Consider the following 10969-nt stretch of genomic DNA (forward strand, 5'->3'; position numbering starts at 1 on the left):
GGACCCCGGGAGGCGCGAACGGCGGCGGCGCGAACGGCGGCGGCCCGGCGGTCGGGGGTACCGGTACGGGTTCCGCTCCGGGCGGCGCGGGCACGCCCGGCGGCGGCTCGGGCTCGCCCAGTGGCGGCGGTTCCCCCGGCGGGGGCGGTTCGCCCAGCGGCGGAGGTTCGCCGAGCGGCGGCGGGTCCTCCGGCAACGGCACGGTCCCCGCGTACTTCACCGGCACCTGGACCTACAAGGGCCAGTTCAACATCGACCAGCCGGCGACGGTGACCATCACGAGCTCCGGGTCCGTCCGGCTGATCAGCGAAACCCAAATGGGCCACTGCGAGAACATCGCCAAGGTGGTCTCGGTGGCCTCGGGCGGGAACCGGATCGACGTCGGCGCGGCGGCGGTGGACAAGAGCAAGTCCACCAGCCAGTTCTGCGGGGTCCTGGATGCGTCCTTCTTCACCAAGAGCGAGCCGGCGGGCCTCCAGCACAACGTGGGACCCGCCCACGGTGACGGCTACTACTACGGGCGCTGACCCGACGGGGACTCCGCTCCCTCGGAGGACGCGGTGAGGAGGACGGTCCGGAGCCGGGTGAGGGTGGCCCGCCAGGCTCCGTCGTCGCCGCTCTCGCCCCAGAGCTCCAGCAGCTCGGAAGGCTCGGTGGCCACGCGGTCCAGGGCCCGGGCGGCGAGTTCGCGCAGCTCGGGGGAGAACGGCGGCACGGGCAGGTCCGGACCGTAGGCGGTGGTGACGGGCTCGCCCCCGGGGCACTGCGCGGCTATCAGCGCCGCCGCCGCGACCGCCTTCGCCCCGAGGTAGTCGTCGAGGAAGTCGTGGGTACCGACCGTGCGGACCAGGACGTCCCTGACCATGCCCTCGCGCTCGGCTTCCGGCGCCTCGTCGAGGAAGCCGGAGAAGTCCGCGGCCGTGTCGTTGTCGAAGGGGCCGATGTCCCAAGTTCCCATGATCTCTCCCGCTCTTGTGGTCTGCGGACATCGTGACACCGGGCACTGACAGCGGGCACGGACAGGGCACGGGCAGGGCACGGACGGCGGCCCACGGCCACCACGCGCGACTGTCCGCCATTGTGAGAACACGTTGCAGTTCTGACCTTCCGTCAGAATGGAACGTGTTCTACTCTGCCGCGCATGGGCATCGGAATCACACAGGAACAGCGGGCGTTGGCCGCGGCCGTACGCGGCTGGGTCGCTCGGGCCGTGCCGCCCGAGGAAGTGCGCAAACTCCTCGACACCCCGCCGCAGACGGGCTCGCGGCCCGCCTACTGGGACGGGCTCCTCGCCTCCGGGCTGCTGGAACCGCACCTGGAGGGCGGGACCCTGCTCGACCTCGCCGTCGCCGTGGAGGAAGCCGCCCGGGCGGCGCTGCCCGGGGCGTACCTGCCGAGCGCGCTGGCCTCCGTACTCCTGGACCGGGCCGGGGCCGAGCCGCTCGGCGGGCGGGTCGGGGCCGTCGCGCTCGGGCCCGGGACCCTGACCGCCGTGGCCGTGGAGGGCGGGTACCTGCTCGACGGGAGCGCGCCGCCCGTGCTGGGCGCCGGCGAGGCCGACCTCGTCCTGCTCGCCGCCGAGACCGCGCACGGCACCCGGTGGTTCGCCGTGGACGCCGTCGCGCTGGACATCCGCACCCACGACAGCGCCGACCCCACCCGCCCCACCGCCGAGGTCCAGGCCCGCGGGGTCACCGCCGGCCCCGACCGGCTGCTGGAGCTCGACGCCGCCCTCGTACGGGACCTCGCCTGCGTGCTCTTCGCCGCCGACGCCTGCGGCACCGCCGGCTGGGCGCTGCAGACCGCCGCCGAGTACGCCAAGGTCCGCGAGCAGTTCGGCCGGCCCATCGGGCAGTTCCAGGGGATCAAGCACCTGTGCGCCGACATGCTGGTGCGCACGGAACAGGCCCGCGCCCTGGTCTGGGACGCCGCCCAGGCCACGGAGGAGGTCGCCGAGGTGCGCTCGCTGGTGGCCGCGCTGGCCGCCGGGACCGCGCTGGACGCCGCGTACTCCTGCGCCAAGGACTGCATCCAGGTGCTCGGCGGCATCGGCTTCACCTGGGAGCACGACGCCCACATCTACCTGCGGCGGGCGCTCGTCGCCCGCCAGCTCCTCGGCTCCGGCGACGGACACCGGGTCCGCGCCGTGCGGCTCGCCGCGGCCGGAGCCCGGCGCGAGCTGCGCCTCGAACTGCCCGCGCAGGCCGAGAAGCACCGCGCGAAGGCCCGTACCGCCATCGAGGACGCGCGCGGACTCGACCCCGCCACCGCCCGCCGGGTGCTGGCACCCACCGGGTACGCGGCCCCCTACCTGCCGGCCCCCTACGGGCTCGGTGCCGGACCCGTCGAACAGCTCGTCGTGCAACAGGAACTCAAGGCCGCCGGGGTCAAGGTCGCCGACCTCGGCATCGCCACCTGGGTCGTGCCCTCGCTGCTGGCGTACGGGACCCCCGAACAGCAGGAGCGCTTCCTGCTGCCCACGCTGCGCGGGGACCTCACCTGGTGCCAGCTCTTCTCCGAGCCGGGCGCCGGCTCCGACCTCGCCTCGCTGCGGACCAAGGCGGAGAGATCACCCTCCGGCGACGGCTGGGTGGTCAACGGGCAGAAGGTGTGGACGAGTTCCGCGCACAGCGCCGACTACGGGATCCTGCTGGCCCGGACGGACCCGGACGCCCCCAAGCACAAGGGCCTCGGCTACTTCGTCGTCGACATGAAGACCCCCGGGATCGACATCCGCCCGCTCAAGGAGATCACCGGCGAGGCCCTCTTCAACGAGGTCTACTTCGACGACGTCCTGCTCCCCGCGGACGCGCTCGTCGGGGCGCCCGACGGCGGCTGGAAGGTCGCCCGCAACACCCTGGGCAACGAACGCGTCCACATGGCCGACCAGATGACCTTCGACACCGGCCTGGAGGCGCTGCTCGCCGGCTCCGCCGAACTCGAAGGCGCGTACCGGGTGCGGATCGGGGCACTGGCCGCCGAGGCGCACGCGCTGGCCTGCATCGGACTGCGTACCACGCTCCAGCAGGTGTCCGGGCTGGAGCCGGGCGCGGGAGCGTCCGTACGCAAGCTCGTACAGACCCCGCACCAGCAGCGGACCGCCGAGCTCGCGCTCGAACTGCTGGGCCCGGCGGGCGCGGTGAGCGAGGGGACGGGGAAGGGGGCGGTGCACGGGATGCTCATGTCCCGCTGCCTGACCATCGCCGGAGGCACCACGCAGGTCCAGCTCAACGTCGTCGCCGAGCGGATTCTCGGCCTTCCCAGGGACTGAAGGGCAGTGGGTACAGACATGAAGTCGTACATCGTGGGCGTCGGCATGACGAAGTTCGAGAAGCCGGAGTCGCGGGACTGGCAGTACTGGGACATGGCGAAGGAAGCCGGAACGGCGGCCCTGGCCGACGCGGGCATCGCCTACGACCTGGTCGAGCAGGTGCCCGTGGGCTACTGCTTCCAGGCCTCCACCGCCGGGCAGCGGGCGGCGTACGAGATCGGGCTGAGCGGAGTGCCCGTCTACAACGTCAACAACAACTGCGCGACCGGATCGACGGCGCTGATGATGGCGCGGCAGTTCGTCGAGGGCGGGATCAACGACTGCGTGCTGGCGCTCGGCTTCGAGAAGATGAAGCGCGGCGCGCTGGGCGGGGGCGCGGACGGCGGGGACTTCAAGACCTCGCCGGTGGCCCGGCACTACGGGATCATGGCTGCCGGGCACGGCTTCGAGATGTCGCCGCCGACCGCGCAGATCTTCGGGAACGCGGCCCGGGAGCACATGAAGCTCTACGGGACCACGGCCGCGCAGCTGGCGGCGGTCGGGGCGAAGAACCACCGGCACTCCGCGAACAACCCGAACGCGCAGTTCCAGGACGTGTACACGGTCGAGGAGATCCTGGCGGCGAAGGCCATCCACGAGCCGCTGACGAAGCTCCAGTGCTCGCCGACCTCGGACGGGGCGGCGGCGGCGGTCGTCGTCTCGGAGCGGTTCGTGGAGCGGCACGGGCTGGGGGACCGGGCGGTGGAGATCGTCGCGCAGGCGATGACCACGGACACGGAGGCCTCGTTCGCGTCGGGCTCGTGCATCGACGTGGTCGGCAAGCCGATGACGGCGGCGGCGGGGCGGCAGGTGTTCGCTTCCGCCGGCCTGGGGATCGAGGACGTGGACGTGATCGAGCTGCACGACTGCTTCTCGATCAACGAGCTGCTGACGTACGAGGCGCTGGGCATGTGCGAGGACGGCGGTGCCGGTGCGCTGGTGGAGTCCGGGGCGACGACGTACGGCGGGCGGTGGGTGGTCAACCCCTCGGGCGGCCTGATCTCGAAGGGCCACCCGCTGGGCGCGACGGGCCTTGCGCAGGCGGCGGAGCTGGTGTGGCAGCTCCGCGGGACGGCGGGGCCGCGGCAGGTCCCCGGGGCCCGGGTCGGCCTCGCCCACAACATCGGCCTGGGCGGCGCGGCGGTGGTGACGCTGCTGCGCAAGTAGCCGCCCGGGGGTGTCGCCCTCTGCGGCCCGGCTCCGGCTACCGGTGCCGGGCCGGTGGCCGTCTGCGGCGCCGCTGCACGGGGGCCGGCCCCCGGACCCCGCGCCTCAAACGCCGGCGGGGCTGGATTCAGTCGGTGCCGGCCCGCGCGTGCGACCCGGCGGTCGCGAGCGTCGGCATCAGGCGGAGGGCGTTGTCGCGGTTGATCGCGCGGTGGTGGGCCGGGGTGAGGGACGGGTCCGCCGCCAGCGCGGGGAGGGCGATGTCCGTGACCATCGGCGTGGGGCAGGCCGGCCAGTCGGTGCCGAAGAGGATGCGGTCGGGGGACACCGTCGCGAGCAGGGTGCCCGCCGGGGACATGGGGCCGGCCGTGTCGTAGTAGAAGCGCTGCAGGTGGTCGCGGACCATCGCCGCCTCGACCGGCGGGCTGAACGCCCCCGCGAACGCCTGCACGCGCGTGGCGATGTGCGGCAGGAACCCGCCCGCGTGCGGGAGGATCACCGAGAGGTTCGGGAAGCGGTCGAGCGTCCGCTTGTGGATCATGTTCGCGGCGGCCCGCGTCGTGTCCAGCAGGAAGTCGCACAGGAAGTTCGGGATCCCTGGGACGCTCACCGCCCCCGGCGGGCCCCCCGGGAGGTTGTGCGGGTGGGTGTCCACCACCGCCGCCCGCTCGTCCAGTTCGGCGAAGAGCGGGTCGTACGAGGCGTCGCCCAGGTACACGCCGCCGTAGTTCGCCGTCACGTTGACCCCGACCGCGCCGAGCTCGTCGAGGCCGTGCCGCAGCGCCCAGGAGGAGACCTCGGGGTCGTCCAGGAAGAGCGGGGTGTGGAACGCGAAGCGGCCCGGGTGGGCCGCCACCACGTCGGCCGCAGCCCGCAGGGTGATCACGGTGGCCTCCCGCAGCTGCGCGGAGGTCTCGTAGCGCGCCGGGAGCATGGGCTTGAGGATCGCCGTGGCGACCCCCGCCCGTTCCATCAGGTCCAGGGCGGTCGGGGCGTCCCAGCGCGCCCACGGCGGAAGGGCCTTCGCGTTCACCAGACCCTGACGTTCGGCCCACTCCAGCCACTGCGGGGCGCAGAAGTGGTGGTGCACGTCGATGCGGGTCCGGCTGCCGTCCTCGTCCGGAGAGGTGGAGGGGGCGGCCGTCTCGGAGCCTTTGGCAGTCTTCGTGGTTTCGGCGAATTCCGGCATGGAGGCACGGTAAGTGGGCCGCACGCGGGCGTTCGCGGGACCGGTGCGGGACCCGCCGGGTCCGCTCGGGCGGGCGTACTTTCGGGCCCGAACGGGGTAATCGGGGTTATTCGGTTGTTTTCGCGCGGGAGGAGGTCCGCTGGAAAAACGAGTCCCATGAGAGGTCCGAACACGTGACGACCGAACCCGCAGTGGCAGTGAGCGACGGCTTCCCGGTCGACGAGGCCGTGATGGCCGCGTCGATGGGCACGCCGGAGTACCGTACGTGCCCCTATCCGGTCTACCGGTCGCTGCGCGAGCAGGCCCCCGTCTGCCGGCTGACGACCCGGCACGGGGTGGAGACGTACCTGATCACCCGGTACGACGACGCCCGCCTCGCCCTGTCCGATCCGCGTATCGGCAAGGACATGCACGAGGGCCTCGACATCTACCACGCCGTCTTCGGCAGCACCTGCGACGCCCTCGACGACAACCTGCTCTTCGCCGACCCCCCTCGGCACACCCGGCTGCGGCACATCGCCAACAAGGCCTTCACCCCCCGCCACATCAAGGGCCTGCGCCCGCGCATCGAGGAGATCGCCGGCGAGCTGCTGGGGCGGTGTCCGACGGACTCTCCCGTCGACCTGATGGCCTCGTTCGCCCTTCCGCTGCCCGTCATGGTCATCTGCGAACTGCTCGGCATCGTCGGGGACGAGCGCACGGACGTCCTGAAGTGGTTCGGCCAGGTGACGCGCTCCCGGTTCAGCAAGGACATGGCCGAAGACCTCGCCGCGGCCGAGAACTGGCTGCGGAACTACTTCACCGGCCTCGTCACCCGCAGGCGCGCGGACCCCACGGACGACTTCCTCAGCGTGCTGATCGGGACGGAGCACGAGGAGGGGCCGCTGACCGACGACGAGCTCGTCTCGATGATGTGGGTCCTGCTCTTCGCCGGTCACAAGACCACCACCTACCAGATCGGCAACGCGGTCTTCACCCTGCTCTCGCACCCCGACCAGCTGGCGCTCGTCCAGGCGGACCGGGAGCTGCTGCCGCAGGCGATCGAGGAGCTCGTCCGGTTCGAATGCTCCGTGGAGACCTCCACGTTCCGCTACGCCCTGGAGGACGTGGAGATCGGGGGAGTGGCCATCCCCAAGGGCGCCCTCGTGCAGATCGCCATCTCCTCCGCGAACCGCGACCCGGAGAAGTTCCCGGCACCGGACACCCTGGACATCACGCGGCCGGGCCTGCAGAGCACCCACCTCGGGTTCGGCCACGGGCCCCACTACTGCCTCGGCGCCCCCCTCGCCCGGATGGAGCTGGAGACCGCCCTGACGACCCTGCTCGACCGGTTCCCCGACATGGTCCTGGCGACGTCGGCGGCGGGCGAGGAGGAGTGGCTCAAGGGGCCCTTCCCCGCCTTCCGCGGGCTGGAACGGCTCCCGGTCGCGCTGGACCCCTCGCGCGAGGTCGACGACTGGACGAAGCCCGGCGGCTGAGCCCCGGCCGTCCCCGGTTCGTACGCCCGCCCCGCCCGTCCCCTTCGGACCGGCGGGGCGGGCGTCGTACGTGTGCACGCGCTCCGGGACCTTCGCGCTACGGGGCCTCGAGCGCCGGGTCGACCACCGACTCCCCCCGGGAGGCCCGCCGGACGGAGTCCGCGAGGTCCTCGACCGGGCCGTCCCGCAGGATCAGCCCCGCCCCGCCCGCCGCGAGCACCGCCTCCGCCAGGCCCGGGTGGGCGGAGCCCGTCATGACCAGGACCCGGCACTCCGGATCGTCCGCCAGGAGGGCCGGTACGCGGTCCGCCGACTCGGTCAGCGCGACCGCCGGGCGGGCCATCGCCGAAGTGACCACCTCGATGTCCGGCTGGAGGCCCAGGAGCACCGCCAGGGCCGGGTTCGGCGGGTCCAGGAGCACCCGCAGGGATCGGACAGGGCGCTGGGAAACGGGCATTTCATCCACCCGGCCAGGGTAGGGGCGGAGTCTCCCCTTCCAGGGCAACACGCCCCGGCCGAAGTGCACCTGACAGATAGTCAGGAGTCTTCCCAACTGCTGGGGCGTGCGTTATACATTCCTTCACCGGCAACCTAGAACGCGTTCTAGAGCGCGTCCCTGGAGTGCCGGTCCCGCATACGACCTCGGTGCGGCCGACGGTGCGGACGGCCGCGCCGAGGTCTTCCAAAGGCCCCGGTGCTTCAGCAGACGGTGCCCAAGACGGCGCCTTAGAAGACGGTGCCCGAGACAGGGAGCAGCACGCTCATGCCGATCGATGCCGCCAAGGCCCTCGCCGCCGAACCCCGCCAGGGGAACATCGCCTGGGACCACAAGGACATCCAGCTCTACCACCTCGGACTCGGCGCCGGAACGTCCCCGCACAACCCCGGGGCGGCCACCGACCCCGACGAGCTGCGCTACACCCTGGAGTCCAAGCTCCACGTGCTCCCGAGCTTCGCGACCGTCGCCGGCGCCGGGATGGCCATGATGGGCGGCCTCGCCGCCCCCGGCATCGAGGTCAACCTCGCCCACGTGCTGCACGGCGGGCAGTCCATCGAGCTGCACCGGCCCATCCCCGTCAAGGGTGAGGCCACCTCCTCCGCCAAGGTCGCGGCCCTCTACGACAAGGGCAAGGCGGCCGTGATCGTCCTGCGCACCGAGGTCGCGGACGCCGACGGGCCGCTGTGGACCTCCGACGCGCAGATCTTCGTACGCGGTGAGGGCGGCTTCGGCGGCGACCGCGGCCCCTCCGTCAAGGCGGAGCAGCCCGAGCGGGCGCCCGACCGGATCGAGGAGCGCAAGATCCGCGAGGAGCAGGCGCTGCTGTACCGCCTCTCCGGGGACTGGAACCCGCTGCACGCGGACCCCGAGTTCGCCAAGCTGGCCGGCTTCGACCAGCCGATCCTGCACGGCCTGTGCTCGTACGGGATGACCCTGAAGGCCGTGGTCGACACGCTCCTCGACGGGGACGTCTCCCGCGTCCGTGCCTACCGCACGCGCTTCGCCGGGATCGTCTTCCCCGGCGAGACCCTGCGCATCCGGATGTGGCAGGAGCCCGGCCGCGTCCTGGTCTCGGTGACCGCCGTCGACCGGGAGGACGCCCCGGTCCTCGCCGACACCGTCGTCGAGCACGGGTAAGCGGGCTCGGGGAGGTGGGGTGCGTTTCCGCACCGCCCCGAGACCGCTTGGTCGTCGCACCGCACAACCCCGCAGACCCACAGAAGGAGCCGCACCGTGCGCGCAGCACTCCAGAGCGAGATAGGCCAGGACAAGCTCGAGGTCGTCGAGGACATGCAGGCCGTGGGCTTCGGCCCCGGCAAGGTCAAGATCCGCATCAAGGCCACCGGCCTGTGCCACTCCGACCTCTCCGCCATGAGCGGCGTCCTGCCGCAGCCCGCCCCCTTCATCCCGGGCCACGAGGGCTCCGGCGTGATCACGGACGTGGGCGACGGCGTCACCAGCCACAAGATCGGCGACCGGGTACTGGTCTGCTGGCTGCCGCCGTGCGGCCACTGCCCCTCCTGCAAGCGCGGCCAGGGCCACCTGTGCCTGGAGGCCTTCGGCAACGTGGCCACCCCCAACTTCCAGCGCGGCGACAACAGCATCTTCGGCTTCGCCGGCACCGGCACCTTCGCCGAGGAGATGGTGGTCCCGGCGGGCTGCGCCGTACCGATCCCCGACGACGTGCCCTTCGACATCGCCGCCCTGATCGGCTGCGGAGTCACCACCGGCCTCGGCGCGGCCATCAACACCGCCCAGGTGGAGGCCGGTTCCTCGGTCGCGGTCATCGGCTGCGGCGGCGTCGGCATCTCCGTCATCCAGGGTGCCAAGGTGCAGGGCGCGGCCCAGATCATCGCCGTCGACCCGGTCGCCTCCCGGCGCGAGGCGGCGCTGCGCTTCGGCGCCACCGAGGCGGTCTCCCCGGAGGAGTTCGCCGACGCCAAGAACCGGATCACCGCGGGCGAGGGCTTCGACTACGTCTTCGAGGTCGTCGGCAAGTCCGCGACCACGAAGACCGCGTACGACATGACCCGCCGCGGCGGCTCCGTCGTCGTGGTCGGCGCGGGCGCCCTCGACGACAACTACTCGATCAACATGTTCTCGCTCTTCTTCGACGAGAAGAAGATCCTGCCCTCCATGTACGGCGGCGGGGACGTGCTCCGCTCCTACGAGCGCACCATCGCGCTGTGGCGGGCCGGCCGCGTGGACCTCGCGGGCCTGATCACGCACCGCGTGCAGCTCGCCGAGATCAACGACGCCCTCGACCAGATGCGTACGGGCGTGGCCCTGCGCACCTGCATCGAACTCTGACCCGAGCCGACCCGAGCTCACCGCTCATCGCTCACCCGAGAGGAACCGTACGGATGTCACTGCCACTTGAGGGACTCTCCGCCATAGTCACCGGCGCCGGCCGCGGCCTCGGCCGGTCCGAGGCGATCGAGCTCGCCCGGCTCGGGGCGAGCGTGGTCGTCAACGACTTCGGCCAGCCCGGCCGCGACGGCTCCGGGGAGGCCTCGGCCGCCCCGGCGGAGGAGGTCGCCGCGGAGATCCGCGCGGCGGGCGGGCAGGCGGTGGCGCACCTCGGCGACGTGGCCGACTTCGAGCAGGCGCGCGAGCTGGTCGAGCTGGCGGTGAACAGCTTCGGCAAGCTCGACATCCTGGTCAACAACGCGGGCATCCTGCGCGACCGGATGGTCTTCTCGATGTCGGAGGCGGAGTGGGACTCGGTCATCCGGGTCCACCTCAAGGGCCACTTCAACACCACGCACTTCGCGTCCGTGCACTGGCGCGAGCGTTCCAAGGCGGCGGGCGGACCGGTCTACGGCCGGATCATCAACACCTCCTCCGAGGCCTTCCTCGGCGGCTCGGCCGGGCAGCCCAACTACGCGGCGGCCAAGGGCGGCATCGTGGGCCTGACGACCTCGACCGCGCTGGCGCTCGCGAAGTACGGGGTCACGGCCAACGCCATCTGCCCGCGGGCCCGTACCCGTATGACGGAGGACGTCTTCGCGGGCTTCCAGGTCCCGGAGGAGGGCAAGCTCGACGCCCTCGCCCCCGAGCACGTCTCCCCGCTGGTCGGCTACCTGGCCTCCCCGGCCTCGGCGAAGGCCAACGGGCAGCTGTTCGTCGTCCACGGCGGCATCGTGGTCGTGATGGAACGCCCGAAGGTGGCGGCGAAGTTCGACACCGCCAAGGAGTCCTTCTCCTACGAGGAGCTCGACGGCCTCCTCACCCCGCACTACGACTCCCGCCCGGCGAACGAGACGTTCGCGGCGGCGGAGGTCCTGGGCCTCAAGCACGTCGGCTGACGCCTGACGGCCGTCGGC

At 72.2% G+C, this 10969-nt stretch carries 9 protein-coding genes and 1 pseudogene; 7 read left to right on the forward strand and 3 right to left on the reverse strand.

Annotated elements, in window-relative coordinates:
• Positions 1 to 527, forward strand: a pseudogene (locus ACWGDE_RS30110) (serine/threonine protein kinase); the annotation flags it as partial.
• On the opposite strand, the gene ACWGDE_RS30115 reads toward ACWGDE_RS30110, so the two are convergent.
• Positions 515 to 958, reverse strand: coding sequence for a DUF4259 domain-containing protein (locus ACWGDE_RS30115; protein WP_453392189.1), 444 nt, complete (start codon positions 956 to 958; stop codon positions 515 to 517). The pseudogene ACWGDE_RS30110 and the gene ACWGDE_RS30115 sit on opposite strands and share 13 nt — an antisense overlap.
• 183 nt (positions 959 to 1141) lie before the next feature.
• On the opposite strand from ACWGDE_RS30115, the gene ACWGDE_RS30120 reads away from it, so the two are divergent.
• Together ACWGDE_RS30120 and ACWGDE_RS30125 are read left to right on the forward strand one after the other, a co-directional pair.
• On the forward strand, positions 1142 to 3271 hold the full coding sequence (locus tag ACWGDE_RS30120; RefSeq protein ID WP_453392190.1) for an acyl-CoA dehydrogenase: 2130 nt from the start codon (positions 1142 to 1144) through the stop codon (positions 3269 to 3271).
• Positions 3272 to 3289: 18 nt separating this feature from the next.
• On the forward strand, positions 3290 to 4477 hold the full coding sequence (locus ACWGDE_RS30125) for a lipid-transfer protein (protein WP_453392191.1): 1188 nt from the start codon (positions 3290 to 3292) through the stop codon (positions 4475 to 4477).
• Between the two features lie 127 nt (positions 4478 to 4604).
• Here the strand turns inward: ACWGDE_RS30125 and ACWGDE_RS30130 are convergent, their stop codons facing one another.
• Complete coding sequence (locus tag ACWGDE_RS30130; RefSeq protein ID WP_453392192.1) at positions 4605 to 5666, reverse strand: amidohydrolase family protein; 1062 nt, start codon at positions 5664 to 5666, stop codon at positions 4605 to 4607.
• Between the two features lie 230 nt (positions 5667 to 5896).
• Here ACWGDE_RS30130 and ACWGDE_RS30135 point away from each other — a divergent pair, with 230 nt between their 5' ends.
• A complete protein-coding gene (locus ACWGDE_RS30135; protein WP_453392196.1) occupies positions 5897 to 7144 on the forward strand; it encodes a cytochrome P450 family protein in 1248 nt (415 codons plus the stop codon).
• A 97-nt stretch (positions 7145 to 7241) separates the two neighbouring features.
• Here ACWGDE_RS30135 and ACWGDE_RS30140 read toward each other — a convergent pair whose 3' ends face one another.
• Complete coding sequence (locus ACWGDE_RS30140) at positions 7242 to 7601, reverse strand: DNA-binding response regulator (protein ID WP_453392197.1); 360 nt, start codon at positions 7599 to 7601, stop codon at positions 7242 to 7244.
• Positions 7602 to 7907: 306 nt separating this feature from the next.
• Between ACWGDE_RS30140 and ACWGDE_RS30145 the strand changes: the two genes are divergently transcribed.
• From ACWGDE_RS30145 to ACWGDE_RS30155, 3 genes are all read left to right on the forward strand, one after another.
• A complete protein-coding gene (locus tag ACWGDE_RS30145) occupies positions 7908 to 8780 on the forward strand; it encodes a MaoC/PaaZ C-terminal domain-containing protein (protein ID WP_453392193.1) in 873 nt (290 codons plus the stop codon).
• A 96-nt stretch (positions 8781 to 8876) separates the two neighbouring features.
• Positions 8877 to 9953: a Zn-dependent alcohol dehydrogenase gene (locus ACWGDE_RS30150; RefSeq protein ID WP_453392194.1), complete on the forward strand. Its 1077-nt coding sequence runs from the start codon at positions 8877 to 8879 to the stop codon at positions 9951 to 9953.
• Between the two features lie 53 nt (positions 9954 to 10006).
• Positions 10007 to 10951 carry a 3-oxoacyl-ACP reductase gene (locus ACWGDE_RS30155; protein WP_453392195.1) on the forward strand — a complete coding sequence of 315 codons (945 nt, stop codon included), beginning with the start codon at positions 10007 to 10009 and terminating at the stop codon, positions 10949 to 10951.
• Positions 10952 to 10969 lie beyond the last annotated feature (18 nt).

It is taken from the genome of Streptomyces sp. NPDC054956, from assembly GCF_053609185.1.